This is a genomic window from Paracoccus methylarcula (assembly GCF_003007735.2).
Lineage (GTDB): Bacteria > Pseudomonadota > Alphaproteobacteria > Rhodobacterales > Rhodobacteraceae > Paracoccus > Paracoccus methylarcula.
Map to the genome: position 1 here is coordinate 218,284 of NZ_PXNQ02000004.1, position 15,220 is coordinate 233,503.

General features: G+C 61.9%; 14 protein-coding genes and 1 pseudogene. 10 read left to right on the forward strand and 5 right to left on the reverse strand.

Translation table 11 applies throughout. From position 1 onward, the window contains the following. Positions 1-158 precede the first annotated feature (158 nt). Positions 159-1,298 (reverse strand): fumarylacetoacetate hydrolase family protein, encoded by a 1,140-nt coding sequence (locus A7A09_RS08525; RefSeq protein ID WP_106690983.1) that lies wholly within the window; start codon positions 1,296-1,298, stop codon positions 159-161. Positions 1,299-1,520: 222 nt separating this feature from the next. Between A7A09_RS08525 and A7A09_RS08530 the strand changes: the two genes are divergently transcribed. Further along, complete coding sequence (locus A7A09_RS08530; protein WP_106690984.1) at positions 1,521-2,282, forward strand: SDR family oxidoreductase; 762 nt, start codon at positions 1,521-1,523, stop codon at positions 2,280-2,282. A gap of 88 nt (positions 2,283-2,370) precedes the next feature. On the opposite strand, the gene A7A09_RS08535 is transcribed toward A7A09_RS08530, so the two are convergent. The 3 genes from A7A09_RS08535 to A7A09_RS08545 are packed head-to-tail and all read right to left on the reverse strand — an operon-like array spanning position 2,371 to position 3,886. Next, positions 2,371-2,694, reverse strand: coding sequence for an AzlD domain-containing protein (locus A7A09_RS08535; protein WP_106690985.1), 324 nt, complete (start codon positions 2,692-2,694; stop codon positions 2,371-2,373). Continuing rightward, on the reverse strand, positions 2,691-3,407 hold the full coding sequence (locus A7A09_RS08540) for an AzlC family ABC transporter permease (RefSeq protein WP_106690986.1): 717 nt from the start codon (positions 3,405-3,407) through the stop codon (positions 2,691-2,693). The genes A7A09_RS08535 and A7A09_RS08540 overlap by 4 nt, the downstream gene beginning before the upstream one ends. Further along, on the reverse strand, positions 3,404-3,886 hold the full coding sequence (locus A7A09_RS08545) for a hypothetical protein (protein WP_106690987.1): 483 nt from the start codon (positions 3,884-3,886) through the stop codon (positions 3,404-3,406). The genes A7A09_RS08540 and A7A09_RS08545 overlap by 4 nt, the downstream gene beginning before the upstream one ends. Positions 3,887-4,017: 131 nt before the next feature. On the opposite strand from A7A09_RS08545, the pseudogene A7A09_RS08550 reads away from it, so the two are divergent. The 3 genes and pseudogenes from A7A09_RS08550 (at position 4,018) to A7A09_RS08560 (ending at position 7,645) form a co-directional block, all read left to right on the forward strand. Then, positions 4,018-5,797 (forward strand): annotated as a pseudogene (locus tag A7A09_RS08550) (IlvD/Edd family dehydratase). 40 nt (positions 5,798-5,837) lie between these two features. Then, positions 5,838-6,578 (forward strand): SDR family oxidoreductase, encoded by a 741-nt coding sequence (locus A7A09_RS08555; protein ID WP_106690988.1) that lies wholly within the window; start codon positions 5,838-5,840, stop codon positions 6,576-6,578. 128 nt (positions 6,579-6,706) lie between these two features. After that, positions 6,707-7,645, forward strand: a complete 939-nt coding sequence (locus A7A09_RS08560) for a 2-hydroxyacid dehydrogenase (protein ID WP_106690989.1) — start codon at positions 6,707-6,709, stop codon at positions 7,643-7,645. Here the strand turns inward: A7A09_RS08560 and A7A09_RS08565 are convergent. Further along, on the reverse strand, positions 7,638-8,312 hold the full coding sequence (locus A7A09_RS08565) for a GntR family transcriptional regulator (RefSeq protein ID WP_106690990.1): 675 nt from the start codon (positions 8,310-8,312) through the stop codon (positions 7,638-7,640). The two genes, A7A09_RS08560 and A7A09_RS08565, sit on opposite strands and share 8 nt — an antisense overlap. Positions 8,313-8,521: 209 nt before the next feature. Here A7A09_RS08565 and A7A09_RS08570 point away from each other — a divergent pair, with 209 nt between their 5' ends. The 6 genes from A7A09_RS08570 (at position 8,522) to A7A09_RS08595 (ending at position 14,788) form a co-directional block, all read left to right on the forward strand. Next, positions 8,522-9,538, forward strand: a complete 1,017-nt coding sequence (locus tag A7A09_RS08570; protein ID WP_106691080.1) for a TRAP transporter substrate-binding protein — start codon at positions 8,522-8,524, stop codon at positions 9,536-9,538. 68 nt (positions 9,539-9,606) lie between these two features. Next, a complete protein-coding gene (locus tag A7A09_RS08575; RefSeq protein ID WP_245999233.1) occupies positions 9,607-10,407 on the forward strand; it encodes a TRAP transporter small permease subunit in 801 nt (266 codons plus the stop codon). Then, complete coding sequence (locus A7A09_RS08580; protein ID WP_106690992.1) at positions 10,407-12,002, forward strand: TRAP transporter large permease; 1,596 nt, start codon at positions 10,407-10,409, stop codon at positions 12,000-12,002. Before A7A09_RS08575 ends, A7A09_RS08580 begins: the two co-directional genes overlap by 1 nt. 12 nt (positions 12,003-12,014) lie before the next feature. Then, on the forward strand, positions 12,015-12,341 hold the full coding sequence (locus A7A09_RS08585) for a hypothetical protein (RefSeq protein ID WP_211341080.1): 327 nt from the start codon (positions 12,015-12,017) through the stop codon (positions 12,339-12,341). A 16-nt stretch (positions 12,342-12,357) separates the two neighbouring features. Then, positions 12,358-13,851 carry a UxaA family hydrolase gene (locus A7A09_RS08590; protein WP_106690993.1) on the forward strand — a complete coding sequence of 498 codons (1,494 nt, stop codon included), beginning with the start codon at positions 12,358-12,360 and terminating at the stop codon, positions 13,849-13,851. 19 nt (positions 13,852-13,870) lie between these two features. Further along, entirely contained in the window at positions 13,871-14,788 is a 918-nt protein-coding gene (locus A7A09_RS08595; RefSeq protein ID WP_106690994.1) for a DMT family transporter, read from the forward strand. Positions 14,789-15,220 lie beyond the last annotated feature (432 nt).

The window sequence follows — 15,220 nt, forward strand, 5'->3', positions numbered from 1 at the left end:
TCAGACCCCAGTTCCTGCGGCTCGACTTACGCTCCGCAGCCTCGGATCTCTGCGGCCCATTTGTCCCATGCGCCGATCGCGGCGCGGTGAGAGTTGCATCGGCTCGTCAAGACCGCCCATGATCACGGCGGCGAACCGGAAAGCCGGGCCCTTGCCGGTCACAGCAGCCCCCTGCCTGCGAGGTTGCGCATCAGTGCTCCGGTGCCGAAGGTCCATGGCGCGCATTCCGTCGAAAGCCGGACGGTGTTGCGCAGCATGCCCAGGTTGGCCTCGCTGATCGTCACAACGTCGCCAGTCTTGTGGGTAAAGCCCTGTCCCGGTGTGTCGCGATCCTGAATAGGGGCGAAAAGCGTTCCGAGGAACAGCATGAAGCCATCGGGATATTGATGGTGTCTGCCGATGGTCTGCCCGACAATGCTTTCCGGATCCCGGCTGATCTTGGTCATCGAGGAATGGCCGTCCAGCACGAAACCGTCCTCGCCCTCGACTTTCAGGGTCAATTCCGCGCGGCGCATATCGTCCAGCGTGAAACCATCGTCGAACAGCCGCAGGAACGGCCCGATGGCGCAAGAGGCGTTGTTGTCCTTGGCCTTGCCAAGCAGCAGGGCCGAGCGTCCCTCGACATCGCGCAGATTGACGTCATTGCCCAGGCTCGCCCCGCGAATCCGGCCCCGGCTGTCGACCGCGAGAACGATTTCCGGCTCGGGATTGTTCCAGTTCGAGATCGGGTGCAGGCCCACATCCGCCCCGTAGCCGACCGAGGCCATGGGTTGGGCCTTGGTGAATACCTCCGCATCGGGACCGATCCCGACCTCCAGATATTGCGACCAAAGACCTTCCTTCTGCAGGATTTCCTTGACCTGCATCGCCTTGTCCGAACCCGGCACGATCCCCGACAGGCTGTCGCCAATGGTCGCCTGAACGCGTTGGCGGATCTCCTGCGCACGGTCGGCATTGCCTGCGGCCTGCTCCTCGATCACCCGTTCGACCATGGACTCGGCAAAAGTGACGCCGCTGGCCTTGATGGCCTGCAGATCGCAAGGGGCGAGCAGGTGCAGCCTGTCCTCCGCCGGGTCGGACAGGTCGCCGAGGGTTCCGACCTGCTCACCTTCGGCGCTGGCCGCATGGGCCGCGGCATCCTCCTGTTCGATCAGGTCGCGCATGGTCGGCACCTCGCGCGAGGTGATGTCGATCAGCCTGTCCCCTCGTAACACGACGACGCATGGTCCGATTCCGGGACGCCACAGGCGGCCGACAAACAATCCATCGGGATGCGGGTTGGAGATAGGTAGGATCATGTTTCAAGCCTCTGCTCTGGTTGTCGCTTGCGGCGTGCTGCCCATTCGCTCTCGGGCCTAGCCGGGCGTCCGCGACGACATGTTCGCGGCACGCATTCCGAATATGCCGGAAGGGCAAGACCGATCCGGCGCTTGTCAATTTTCCTGCCCGGATGGTATACCATTCGCGGCGAGCATCAAGGGGCCGATTTCCCGCTGCCGGTTATTTCAGGAAGGGGAAGCATGAAGCTATTCGATTTGACGGGCAGGAGGGCGCTTATCACCGGTTCGTCCATGGGGATCGGTCTTGCATTGGCGCGGGGGCTGGCCCGGGCCGGGGCCGAAATCGTGCTGAACGCTCGCAATGCCGAACGTCTGAAGCAAGCCGCCGAGGCGCTGCGCGACGAAGGGGCGGAGGCGCTGGCCCTGCCTTTCGACGTGACCGATCACGACGCGGTGCGCCGGGCCATCGACGGCTTCGAGGCCGAGCACGGTGCCATTGATATCCTTGTGAATAACGCCGGGATGCAGCATCGGACCCCGCTGGAGGAGTTTCCGCCGGACGCCTTCGAGCGGCTGATCCAGACCAATATTTCCAGCGTTTTCCACGTGGGTCAGGCTTGCGCACGGCACATGATCGGGCGCGGTCGGGGCAAGATCGTCAATATCGCCAGCGTTCAGGCGCAACTCGCCCGGCCGGGTATCGCGCCCTATACCGCGACCAAGGGTGCGGTGGCGAACCTGACCAAGGGGATGGCGACGGATTGGGCGAAATACGGATTGAATTGCAATGCCATCGCGCCGGGATATTTCGATACGCCGCTGAATGCCGCGCTGGTCGCGGATTCCGAATTCAACGCGTGGCTGGAAAGGCGGACACCGGCGGGTCGCTGGGGAAAAGTCGAGGAACTGGCCGGGGCCTGCATCTTCCTTGCCTCAGACGCTTCGCAATTCGTCAACGGGCATGTGCTCTATGTCGATGGGGGGATCACGGCGAGCCTTTGAAAATGCGACAGTGTCCTATGCCGGGCGGGCGCTGAACCGGTCCGTATGATCTGCAGGCTTCGGGCCGTTCCCGCCAAGCCGTGACACTCTATCCCAGCAGGTACTGCATCAGGTAAAGCGTCGCCATTCCCGCAAGAATCGCACCGATCACGTTTATTCTGCAGCCGACGGCAAAGGCGGCTGCGGCGGCGATCAGGCGGGCGGGATCCAGTTGGCCGCCGGTGGCCTCGGGCCACAGGATCAGCGGCGTGATCAGGGCGGGAAATACCGCCACGGGGACATAGCGCAGATGCAGAAGCAGCCAATCCGGCAATTCGCGGTCCCCAAGGAAACCGAGGAACGAGAACCGGATGAGAAACGTCCCGATTCCCAGCAGGACCGTCAGGCTCCAGAATGCTCCGTCCCCGATCATTCCGATACCGTCCTTGCCCGCCGTCTTAGCCAAAGTTCGCTCTGCGCTCCGGCGATCATGGCGGCAATGGCCGAGATCAGCAGGCTGAAACTGCCGGGCAGTGACGACAGCAGGATCGCCGCGGTCACCGCGACCAAGGCCGCGACGATATGCGGCAACGTTCGCATCAGCGGGGCGATCAGCGAAATGAAACAGATGGGTATCGCGAAATCCAGCGACAGCGAGGCGGGAATCCGCTGTCCGATCAATGCACCGGCCAGGCAGCCGCCATACCATAACGGGCAGCAGAGCATGGCGCAGCCCATGTAATAGGCGACCTTCTCGTCGAGGGACATGGCGGGAGTCATGTCGAAATGCCTGGCGGCGACGGCATAGCTTTGATCGATCATCAGATAGGACATGAGCATGCGCGTCCCGATCCTTGCCCGGCCAAGATGCGGTTGCAGCGCGGCGGAATAGAGCGCCATGCGCAGATTGACCGCCAGGGCCGCCAGCAGGGCGATGAAAACCGGCGCGTTGTCCTGCAAGAGCGCGATGGCGGTGAATTGCGAGGCGCCCGCAATGACGATCGCCGCCATCGCCATGACCTGAAGCACATCCAGTCCGGCGTCACGGGCAACCACGCCGAACAGGGTGGAGAAGGGAACGATGATCAGGGAAAACGGCGCGCAGGCGCGGAAGCCGGCCAGGAAAGCGCTGCGCTGTGCAGTCATTTCGCGGCTCCGGGCCGCAGCAGCAGCTTTATCAGGGTCAACCCGGTTGCAGTGGCCTCGCACCGCGCCTGTTGCGCCTTAATCCGCGGATCCGGCAGGTCCTGCAGTTGCGCCAGTTCCGTCAGGCGATCGCATTGCAGCAGGTTCGCCGTCAGGTCGTATCTGGTATCGATACGCGCGATCTCGAAAGCTTGCCCGCCGGTCCCCTCCTTCAGCGAATCCATCTGTTCCGAAATGGCGTCTCCCCAGGTTTTCTTCCGGTCGAGAAAGCATTTCGCCGCCGCGTCAGGGGCCGTATCCGGAGGGTATTGCAGGCATTCCCGATGCGCGGCATCGATGCAGCCGGCCAGTTCGGCACCATTCGATGCGCTGTCTTCAACGCAGGCCCTCAATTGCGGCACGGCCCCGTTTTCGTCGCCTTCGGCAAAAGCCGTGACGGGCAGTGCAAGGCACAAGGCCAGAAGCAGGTTGCGGACCATCGGATTCTCCTCATTTCGCGGAAGGACAGGATAAATGCCCTTGATTCTGGTATACCATTCTGCAATCCTTTCTCAAGACCGAAGCTGGGAATGCGCCTTGGCATTACCCGCAATGGGAAAGGCATCAGATCATGGGCGATACGCGCGCGAACCGAAAATTCCGCTCGCAGGAATGGTTCGACAATCCGAACAATCCGGGCATGACGGCGCTATATGTCGAGCGTTACCAGAACCAGCAATTCACGCGCGGGGAATTGCAGGGCGAGCGTCCGGTCATCGGCATCGCCAATACCGGCAGCGACATTGCGCCCTGCAACAAGATCCATGTCTTCCTGATGGACCGGATCAAGGCGGGAATCCGCGATGCGGGCGGTGTCCCGATGGAGTTCCCGGTCCATCCGATCCAGGAGACCGGCAAGCGCCCGACCGCGGCACTGGACCGGAACCTTGCCTATCTGAGCCTTGTCGAGGTTCTGCATGGCTATCCCATCGACGGGGTGGTGCTGACCACCGGCTGCGACAAGACCACCCCGGCGATGCTGATGGGGGCGGCGACGGTGGATATCCCGGCGATTGCCCTCAATGGCGGGCCGATGCTGGATGGCTGGTGGCGCGGCAAGCGGGCCGGGTCGGGCACTATCGTCTGGGAAAGCCGCCGCCTGCTGGCCGAGGGCAAGATCGATTACGACGAGTTCATGTCCCGTGTCTGTGCCTCGGCTCCGTCGCTGGGACATTGCAACACGATGGGCACCGCCTCGACGATGAATGCCATGGCCGAGGCTCTGGGGATGAGCCTGCCGGGCAATTCGGCCATTCCGGCGCCGTTCCGCGAGCGGATGAACATGGCCTATGAGACCGGCAAGCGGATCGTGACGATGGTGCATGAGGATCTGAAGCCTTCGGACATCCTGACCCGCGAGGCCTTCGAGAATGCGATCGTCACCAATTCGGCGATCGGCGGTTCGACCAACGCGCCGCCGCATTTGCAGGCGGTAGCACGGCATGCGGGCGTGGAGCTGAACGTGAAGGACTGGCAGAGCATCGGATTCGAGGTGCCGCTGCTGGTCAACATGCAGCCCGCGGGGGAATATCTGGGCGAGTCCTTCTTCCGCGCCGGTGGGGTGCCGGCGGTGATGGGAGAGCTGCGCAAGGCCGGGCTGATCCGCGAAGGGGCGATGACTGCGAATGGCCGAACGATGGGCGAGAACCTTGCCAATGCGGAAAGCGTGGATCGCGATGTCATCCGTACGGTCGCCGATCCGATGCGCGAGAATGCGGGTTTCCTGGTCCTGTCGGGCAATCTCTTCGATTCGGCCCTGATGAAGACCAGCGTCATCTCGGATGACTTTCGCAAGCGCTACCTGTCCGAGCCGGGGCATGAGGGGATATACGAGCGCGCGCGTGGTGTTCGAAGGCCCGGAGGATTATCACGACCGGATCAACGATCCCTCGCTGGGGATCGACGACAGGTCGATCCTGTTCATCCGCAATGTCGGCTGCGTGGGTTATCCCGGCTCTGCCGAGGTGGTGAACATGCAGCCCCCCGATGCGGTCCTGCGCCAGGGTGTGCAGCATCTGCCGACGGTCGGGGACGGGCGGCAATCGGGAACTTCCGAGTCACCCTCGATCCTGAACGCCTCGCCCGAGGCCGTGGTCGGCGGCGGGCTGGCGCTGCTCAGGACCGGGGACCGGGTGCGGCTGGATCTGAATGCCAGCACCATGGACGCGCTTGTCGATGACGGGGAATGGGAGGCGCGCCGCGCGGCATGGTCGCCGCCCGAAATCGTCAGCCAGACCCCTTGGCAGGAGATCTACCGCCGTCATGTCGGCCAGCTTGCCGATGGCGGCTGTCTCGAACTGGCGACGGCTTACCAGAAGGTTGCCGGAAGCCTGCCGCGCGACAATCACTGACAGGCGCGTAGCCTGATCGATCTGGATAGGGGGAGACCGAATGAGCGGGAAATCAATCCTGGTAACCGGGGCGGGCAGCGGCATCGGCCGGGCGGCGGCGCGGCTGTTTCTGGACAGGGGATGGCGCGTCGGGCTGATCGGGCGCCGCCCGGCACCGCTGGAGGAAACGGCGCAAGGATATGGCGCCGCGCTGGTGCTGCCCTGCGATGTGACCGATGCGCAGGCTGTCGGTGCCGCCTTCGCGAAAGCGGCGGGGGAGTGGGGCCGGGTGGACGCGCTGTTCAACAATGCCGGCACCAATGTGCCGGGCAAACCCATCGACGAGATCTCGGTCGAGGAATGGCGGCAGGTCTGCGACATCAACATCACCGGCATGTTCCTCGCCGCGCGGGCCGCCTTTGGGCAGATGCGCAGGCAGGATCCCATGGGCGGACGGATCATCAATAACGGCTCGATTTCCGCGCATGTGCCGCGGCCGGGCTCGGTCCCCTATACCATGTCGAAACACGCGGTGACGGGGCTGACGCGGACATTGTCGCTCGATGGCCGTCCCTTCGATATCGCCTGTGGGCAGATCGATATCGGCAATGCCCTGACCGACATGGCGGAAAGGATGATCAGGGGGGTGCCGCAGGCGGATGGCTCGACTGCGGTCGAGCCGGTGATCAATGCGGCGATCATCGCGGATGCGGTGTTGCATATGGCCGAACTGCCGCTGGAGGCGAATGTGCAGTTCATGACGGTGATGGCGACCAAGATGCCCTTCATCGGGCGCGGCTGACGTGCAAGCCATGGCGAAGGCCCCGGGTCCATGGGGTGCGGCGTGACGCGTTCCCCGCTGCCGGGAACCGCCAGATCATCCTGATCGGGCCGATCAATCCCGCCTATTCATAAAGAGAGGTCAAGTTGATGAAGGACATACTGGCGATTGGAGCATATCCGGATTGGGCGCTCGACGCGCTCATCGAGGATTTCGGTGCAAGGCAACTTTCGGGGCCAGAGGCTTTGGCCGAACTGTCGCAGGAAGAGCGGGGCCGGGTGCGGGCGGTTGCCTACAAGGGGCACAAGGCTTTTGACGCCAGCGTGATGGACATGCTGCCGAATCTCGGGCTGATCGCGAATTTCGGGGTAGGCTTCGATGCCATAGATATCGCGGCAGCCAGCGAGCGTGGAATCAAGGTTACCAATACGCCGGATGTGCTGAACGACGATGTTGCCGATCTTGCGGTTGCCCTGCTGATCGGTCAGTCGCGCAAGCTGGTCGAAGGTTCGGACTGGGTCCGTTCGGGCCAATGGGCCGAGAAGGGCGAGATGCCGATGAATCGCAAGGTGTCCGGAGGCAAGGCCGGCATTCTTGGGCTTGGCCGCATCGGGCGCGAGATCGCCGACAGGTTGGCGGCCTTCAAGATGGAGATGCATTACTACGCCCGATCACCGAAGGATACGCCGGGCTGGACCTATCATTCCGATCCGGTCGAACTGGCCGGTGCGGTGGATTACCTGATCGTCTCGCTGGTCGGGGGTCCCGCTACCGAGGGATTTGTCACTGCCGGGATGCTGGACGCACTTGGCCCGGACGGGATCATCGTCAATATCTCGCGTGGTTCGGTGATCGACGAGGCCGCGCTGCTGGACGCGCTGGAGCAAAACAGGATCCGCGGCGCCGGTCTGGATGTCTTTGCCAGCGAGCCGAATATCGATCCGCGTTTCCTGGCGCTTGATAATGTGCTGCTGCAGCCGCATCAGGGCTCGGACACGGTCGAGACTCGTGCCGCCATGGCCAGCTTGCAGCGCGACAATCTCCGGGCGTTTCGGAAGGGCGAGGCACTTCTGACGCCGGTCAATTGACCGGCTCGGACTTCGCCGTGCGGGATTCGAAATATTCCAGCATATTGACCGACAGGCGCTCCAGATGGCTCTCCATCGCCTTGCGGGTCTTTGCGATATCTCGCTCGCGCAGCCCCTCCACGATCCTGCCGTGCTGCCTCAGCACGGTCGCCCGGGACCGCCGCTGGATGGCCGACAGGTAGCGGGCACGCCACAACCGCGCGAGATAGGCGCTGTAGGTATCGGCAAGCGAAGGGTTATGCGAAGCCCGCGCGATGGCGATGTGAAAACTCATGTCGGTTTCGAACAGTTCGAGCCTGTCCGTGCCGGGAGCATTGTGCATCTCGGCGAAGCGATCCTGGATCGCGCTGATATCCGCGATCTCCTCCTCTGTCGCGTGTTTGCAGGCCAGTCGTCCGGACAGGAGTTCCAGCGCGCTGAGGACGGCGATATCGTCGCTGACCTCCTTAAGTGAAGGATCGGCCACGACCGGGCTGCGAGCGGTGCGGAGCAGGACCAGGCCGTCATTCGCCAGGATGCGAATTGCTTCACGCATGGGAGTGCGGCTGACGCCGTATTTGGCGGCGGCGTCGCGTTCCTTCACGGGTGCGCCGGGCGCGAGAACACCGCGAAGTATATCGCGGCGCAGCTTGTTGGCGATATCTTCCGCCAGGATTTCACCTGCCATGACGGTTCCTGCCCACTCAAGGAAACGATTATCTGGCGATGGCTAAAGCCACCGGCCCCTATGCGCAACCGCGTAGTCCGTGCATATTCAAAACTGTTGATTGTTACAAATGGAAGGGTTACGTTGCGGAATTTAAATGGTATACCATCTGAATTGTGTGGGAGCAAGATCAGAAACGCCTCACAGGCGACCAACAGGAGGAGAAGATAATGAAATTCAAGGTATTGGCCAAGGTGTCGACATTGGCAATGCTTGTTGCGGTGCCGGCAATGGCTCAGGAAACCCTGAGCATCCAGTCCCATTATGCACCCGAGCAGACATCCGGCAAGCTGGCGCAGCAATTTGTCGATGACGTCGAGACAATGTCTAATGGCGAGATCGACATCGAGCTGTTCTTCTCGTCCTCTGTCGTGAAGACCGTTGAAACATTCGATGCGGCGGCCAACGGGATCATCGATTGCGACATGACCGGCGGCGCCTATCAGACCGGCAAGAACCCCGCCTTCCAGTTCGTCGGCGATATCATGGGCGGTTATGACACGCCGTGGCAGCAATATGCCTGGCTGTATAATGGCGGCTTCGAGGCTGCGGACGAGCTGTATGGCCAGTTCAACATGAAGCTTGTCGGCTGGTGGATCTACGGTCAGGAATCGCTGGCCTCCAAGACGCCCGTTGCCAGTATCGACGACCTGAAGAATTTCAAGTTCCGCTCGCCTCCGGGGATGGAGACAGAAATTTTCGCGGCACTTGGCGCCTCGCCCGTGGTGATGGATTTCACCGAGGTCTTCACCGCGCTGGAAACCGGGATCATCGACGCCACCGATTACTCGGGGCTGGCGAACAACAAGTCCATCGGTCTTTTCGATCTGGTCAAGCACGCCACCTATCCGGGTTTCCACTCGATGCCGTCGGATCACCTGGCCTGCCGCCTGGACAAGTGGGAAAGCCTGAGCGACGCGCATAAGGCGATCATCGACACGGCCATGCAGAAGCTGGCCTTCCAGACTGCGCTGACCTTCGAGGTCGAGAACGCGAAGGCCGCGGCAGAGCTGGAAAAGCAGGGGGTGACCTTGCATGACTGGTCGACCGAGGACCGCGCCGCCTTCCGCGAGGCAGCACAGAGCGCGTGGCAGGAATGGGCGGCCAAGACCCCGGAAGCCAAGGCGCTGGTTGACAGCCATGTCGACTTCATGACCCAACTCGGCCTGTTGGGCGAAGAAGGCTGATCACAAGCATATGTGGCGCGGCATTCGATCCGGGTGCCGCATCCCTTACCACGGATGGGGAGGTCAACTTGCCCGAGAAAGCCGCTTCCAAGCTGACTTATGTCTGGCCCGCAATCTTTGCACTCTGCATGGCCTGGGTGATCTGGTATCTGCCGCGCTTCATTATCCTGCTCGGGGCGGGCAATGATAATCTGAATTCGAAATATCAGGCTGCCGGCGCCATCGACTTCCTTTTCCTGCTTGGCGCCCTCATCGCTGCGGTGGCGGGAGTTCGCAGCGCCGGGGTGACCGAAGGCGAGGGCGTTCTGGAAAACCCGTTCGACAAGCTTTCGTTGTTTCTCAGCCGTGTGACGATGCTGCTTGTCGCGGTGCTGGTCTGCGTCATGTTCTACGAGGTCGTCTTGCGCTATGTGTTCGAAGCGCCGACCCTGTGGGCGAACGAGCTATCGCTTTGGCTGGCGGGGTTCGTCTTTTTGTTTTCCGGCCTCTACGCCATGCAGCAGCGAAGCCATATCCGCATCTTCCTGCTCTACGATGTCCTCCCCCGGTGGCTGCAGAAGATCTGCGACAGCATCTCGACTGCACTGATCGTGATATTCGCCATCGCGATGGTCTGGGGCAGCTTCGACGAAGCCTATAGCAAGTTCCTTCGCTGGGAGACCTTCGGGACGGCCTTCGATCCACCGATTCCGGCGACAATGAAAATGCTCATCCTCGTCGTCATCATCCTTGTGGCGCTTCAGGCGGTGATCAATCTGATTACCGATTGGAACAAGGGGCCGCAGCATCACGGCATCATAGACGAGACCGAGGTCGAGGACATGATCAACACCGCTCAGGCACAGGGCAACCAGGGGAAATCCGGCTGATGTTCGATATAGGAACCCTTTCTCTCATCCTGCTGGTCGCCTTGCTCGTGTTGCTGGCGATCGGCATGCCGCTGGGCTTCGCTTCGGCGGTCATGGCCGTGGCGGTCCTGGTCATGCGTTTCGGGCCCGAGATGCTGTTCGCGAATTTCGGGACCGGACCGCTGAATATCCTGGCACAGCGGATATACGGGATATTGACGGATTACGTCCTCATATCCGTGCCGTTGTTCATATTCATGGCGAATTTGCTGGAACGCTCGGGCATCGCTGCCGAGATGTATAATTCGCTGAATGTCTGGCTGTCGCGCAAAAGGGGCGGCATTGCCATCGTGACCTCGATCATGGCGGTCATCATGGCCGCGATGTCGGGGATCATCGGCGGCGAGGTCGTGCTGCTGGGGCTGATCGCCCTGCCGCAAATGCTGCGTCTCGGCTATGACCGGAACCTCGCCATCGGGACGATCTGCGCCTCGGGATCTCTGGGGACGATGATCCCGCCCTCGATCGTGCTGATCATCTATGGCCTGATCACCGAGACATCGATCAAGGCGCTGTTCACCGCGAGTTTCCTGCCGGGGTTCATCCTGGCCACCTTCATCATCATCTACATTATCGTCCGCACGCAGTTGAATCCTTCGCTCGCTCCGCTGCCGGAGCCCGAACCGGGCGAACCCGAGGGGAACGAAAAGCGCAACCTGTTCCTGTCATTCCTTGTCACCCTTGTCGGGGGCGGCAGCGCCGTGCTGTTCCTGCGGGCACTCTTCTTTACCCTCACAGGCCGGAATGCGGCGGTCGAGGGCGTCGAGTCCGTTGCTTTCGGCACGCCGGATTACGCGGTGATATTCGGCGTCGTCGTGGTGGTTGCCATTGCATTGCAGGTCCTTGTATTCGGCCGCCAGCGTTTCGCCGAAGGCTGGCGCATGGGCAAGGGGCTGGTTGGCCCGCTGGTCGTGATCGGGGTCGTGCTCGGCTCGATCTATGGCGGCATCACCGGCATCACCGAAGCTGCGGGTATGGGTGTCATCGCCGTCGGCGTCATCGCCACGCTACGCGGCGAGATGAGTTTTCACCTGCTATGGGAGGCCCTGAAACGCACACTTAAGGCGACCGGAACGATCATCTGGGTGACCATCGGGGCGACCGCGCTTGCAGGGGCCTATACAATTGCGGGGGGGCCGACCTTCATCGCCTCGACCATTGTCGGCAGCGAGTTGCCGACCATGGGCGTGATCCTGATCATGATGCTGATATTCCTGATGCTTGGCGCATTCATGGACTGGGTTGGGATCGTGCTGCTGGTCATCCCGGTCTTCCTGCCCATCGTGCTGAAACTGCCGGTCGAGGAACTGGGTTTCTTCGGTTCGCTGGAGCCCAGCCATGTCGCGATCTGGTTCGGGGTGGTGTTCTGCATGAACATGCAGGTCAGTTTCCTGTCGCCGCCATTCGGACCTGCCGCCTTCTATCTCAAATCGGTGGCACCGCCGGAGATCTCGCTGACCGATATCTTCCGCGGCTTCCTGCCATTCATCGTCATCCAGTTGCTGGCCCTGTCGCTGTTGCTGATCTGGCCGCCGCTGGTTTCGGTGTTCCTGTAAAGCGAGGTGGTAATGCTCACGACCGAACAAGCCGCACGGTTCGAACGGGACGGGGTGGTTATGGCGGTGGTGTTCCATCCGTTGCCCCCGCATTCGTCGCTGGCAAATCGCTCTGACGGCTTTCGCAGGTCCTTCGATCTGCGATATGATGTCACCGGCCAGTCGACGGGGCGGGCGCATTTTCCTGAATTCGCTGCGCGTTCGCACCGAGATCCGCCGCAGAAACTGACCGATTGGCGCGAATTGCGGCGGATGTGGGAAGACACGCGCACTCGCCTGTCGGGACAGGCTCATATTCCGATCCACCGCTGGCGCAGCGACAGCCCCGCCTGCGCATAATACCGAAGGAAGCCAGATGTCAGCTACCGTTCGCCTGTCGCCCGAAGACAATGTCGTGACCGCCGTTCGACCGTTGGAGGTTGGAACCGAGGGGGCGACGATGCTGATCCCGCGCGGACACAAGATGGCAACCCGCGACATCGCCAAGGGCGAGGCGGTGATCAAATACGCGCAAATCATCGGCTATGCGCATGAGGATATTGCCACGGGCTCTCATGTACACACGCATAACCTCGATTTTCGCAATGTGGACCACGAACATCAGTTCGCGACCAATCTGCGCCCGGCCCCCGAGGTTGCGCAGCAAGACATGTTTCAGGGTTATCGGCGTGCGACGGGCCGCGTCGGGACCCGGAACTATATCGCGGTTCTGACCTCGGTGAACTGCTCGGCCACGGCGGCGCGGCTGATCGCGCAGAATTTTACCGCCGAGAAGCTGGCCGATTATCCGAATGTCGATGGTGTCGTCGCCTTCGTTCACGGCACCGGCTGCGCCATGGGTGGTGACGGCACCGGTTTCGAGGTGCTGCAACGCACATTGTGGGGCTATGCGCGCAATCCCAATGTCGGCGGGGTGCTGATGGCGGGGCTGGGCTGCGAGATGATGCAGATCGACTGGCTGATCGAGGCCTATGGCCTGACGCCCGGACCGCTGTTCCAGGCCATGAACATCCAGGATGTCGGGGGCCTGCAAAAGACCGTTCAGCTGGGAATCAAAAAGATCGAGGCGATGCTGCCCCTCGTCAACGATATCCAGCGGCAGGCATGCCCGGCCTCGGAACTGATGGTGGCGCTGCAATGCGGTGGCTCGGACGCGTGGTCCGGGGTTACGGCCAATCCGGCGCTAGGTCATGCCTGCGATTTGCTGGTTGCTCAGGGCGGCACCGGGGTGCTGGCCGAAACGCCGGAAATCTACGGCGCCGAGCATCTGCTGACCGCACGTGCGGCGGATGAACAGGTGGGCCGCAAGCTGATCGGTCTGATCGACTGGTGGCAGGATTATACGGCGCGCAACAAGGGCTCGATGGACAACAACCCCTCGCCGGGGAACAAGAAGGGTGGATTGACGACGATCCTGGAAAAATCGCTCGGCGCTGCTGCCAAAGGGGGGACCACGCCGCTGAAAGGCGTCTACCGTTACGCCGAGCCGATCACCGAAACCGGCTTCGTGTTCATGGATTCGCCCGGATACGATCCTGCCTCGGTGACCGGGCAGATCGCCTCTGGCTGCAATCTGGTGTCCTTCACCACCGGACGCGGTTCGGCCTTCGGGGCAAAGCCTTCGCCCTCGATGAAGATTGCCACCAATTCCGAGATGTATAACCGCATGGTGGACGATATGGACATCAATGCGGGCCGTATCCTGACCGGCGAGGCCAGCGTCGAAGAGGTCGGGCGCGAGATCTACGGGATGTGGTTGCGCATGGCCTCGGGCGAGCAGACCAAGTCCGAGAAGCAGGGGCTGGGAGATTTCGAATTCGTTCCGTGGCAGATCGGCGCGGTCATGTGATGGAACGGGGTTGAAGGTAATGCCATCGATTGCCGCACCGCGCGAGGACCGCTCGGGTTTCGGCCTGCTGACCATGTGCCTGGGAGTGGGCTTTTTCACCTGCATCGACACATCGGCAAAATGGCTGATCCTTGCGGGACTGCCGGCGCTTCAGGTGGTGTTCTGCCGATATGCGACGCATTTCCTGCTCTCGCTGGTTCTTTACCTGCCGGGTGAGGGGGCGGGTGTCTTTCGTTCGGTCCGCTGGCCGGTTCAGGCGCTGCGGTCGCTTGCGCTACTGGGAAGCACGATGCTGAATTTCCAGGCGCTCAGCTATCTGCCGCTGACGGTCACCACCTCGATCATGTTCGCCGGTCCCATCGTGGTGACGCTGCTGTCGATGCCGATGCTGGGCGAAAAGATCGGATTACGCCGCCTGCTTGCGGTGCTGACCGGCTTTGCCGGCGTGCTGGTCGTGGTGCAGCCATGGGGGGCAGAGTTTAGCCCGGCGATGTTCCTTTCGCTTGGTGCGCTGAGTTGCGCCTCGCTGTATTTCGTGCTGACCCGCATGTTGGCGGGGCAGGAGACGACCGCGACCTCGCAGATCTGGTCGAGCGGGCTCGCGACGCTCTGCATCGCGCCTTTCGCGCTCGGAAACTGGGTCTGGCCGGACACGACCCTGAATATGGTCGTGTTAGGCCTGATCGGCATCTTCGGCGGGATCGGGCATATCCTCGCCACGGTGGCGCATCGCTTTGCCGATGCCTCGGTCCTGGCCCCGGTGGTTTACCTGCAGATGGTCTTTGCCAGTATCGCAAGCATCGTCGTCTTTGCGGCCTATCCCGGTATCTGGACCATTATCGGCGCGCTGATCATCATGAGTTCCGGTATCTATATCTGGCGCCGCGAAACCCTGGCCTCGGCCGAGCGGCGCAGGCTGTCCGTAGCGCCCAGATAACGCCTGCACCTTGGACACGGAGCCCTTCCGGCACAGGGAGCGGGCCGGATAAACCCGTCCGGGCCAGTCTCAAGGGGGACACAGGTGGTTGCGGAGGTCCGGTTTATCCCAAGCCGACACTTCGCCGTTATCCGTTCTTCTACCGAGAGGCCACCAGATCATGACATCAGGTAAGGGGGCGGAGGCCGCAAATATGGTCGAGGACGCGATCCGCGGCGATTGCCGGGTGCGGGATGGCTTGCGAGATGCTGAACCCCGATGACCCCGAATGACTTCCCTGCTGCCGGAACGGATAAAATGCGCGGCATATTTTCACGTGTTGTTAACGCCTTGCTTGTGCGATTCGGGCGATTATCGGCCCCGGACTAGGCTTTGTCTGGAGGTCGATAGTGATTTGTCATGGTGGGTATGCGTGCCAACTGCAAGGTAGGA

Coding starts and splice junctions, on each gene's coding strand:
- A7A09_RS08560 (WP_106690989.1), top strand. CDS start 6,707: ATGAAGGACATACTGGCGATTGGAGCATATCCGGATTGGGCGCTCGAC.
- A7A09_RS08545 (WP_106690987.1), bottom strand. CDS start 3,886: ATGGTCCGCAACCTGCTTCTGGCCTTGTGCCTTGCACTGCCCGTCACG.
- A7A09_RS08570 (WP_106691080.1), top strand. CDS start 8,522: ATGAAATTCAAGGTATTGGCCAAGGTGTCGACATTGGCAATGCTTGTT.
- A7A09_RS08580 (WP_106690992.1), top strand. CDS start 10,407: ATGTTCGATATAGGAACCCTTTCTCTCATCCTGCTGGTCGCCTTGCTC.
- A7A09_RS08585 (WP_211341080.1), top strand. CDS start 12,015: ATGCTCACGACCGAACAAGCCGCACGGTTCGAACGGGACGGGGTGGTT.
- A7A09_RS08525 (WP_106690983.1), bottom strand. CDS start 1,298: ATGATCCTACCTATCTCCAACCCGCATCCCGATGGATTGTTTGTCGGC.
- A7A09_RS08595 (WP_106690994.1), top strand. CDS start 13,871: ATGCCATCGATTGCCGCACCGCGCGAGGACCGCTCGGGTTTCGGCCTG.
- A7A09_RS08590 (WP_106690993.1), top strand. CDS start 12,358: ATGTCAGCTACCGTTCGCCTGTCGCCCGAAGACAATGTCGTGACCGCC.
- A7A09_RS08530 (WP_106690984.1), top strand. CDS start 1,521: ATGAAGCTATTCGATTTGACGGGCAGGAGGGCGCTTATCACCGGTTCG.
- A7A09_RS08565 (WP_106690990.1), bottom strand. CDS start 8,312: ATGGCAGGTGAAATCCTGGCGGAAGATATCGCCAACAAGCTGCGCCGC.
- A7A09_RS08555 (WP_106690988.1), top strand. CDS start 5,838: ATGAGCGGGAAATCAATCCTGGTAACCGGGGCGGGCAGCGGCATCGGC.
- A7A09_RS08535 (WP_106690985.1), bottom strand. CDS start 2,694: ATGATCGGGGACGGAGCATTCTGGAGCCTGACGGTCCTGCTGGGAATC.
- A7A09_RS08540 (WP_106690986.1), bottom strand. CDS start 3,407: ATGACTGCACAGCGCAGCGCTTTCCTGGCCGGCTTCCGCGCCTGCGCG.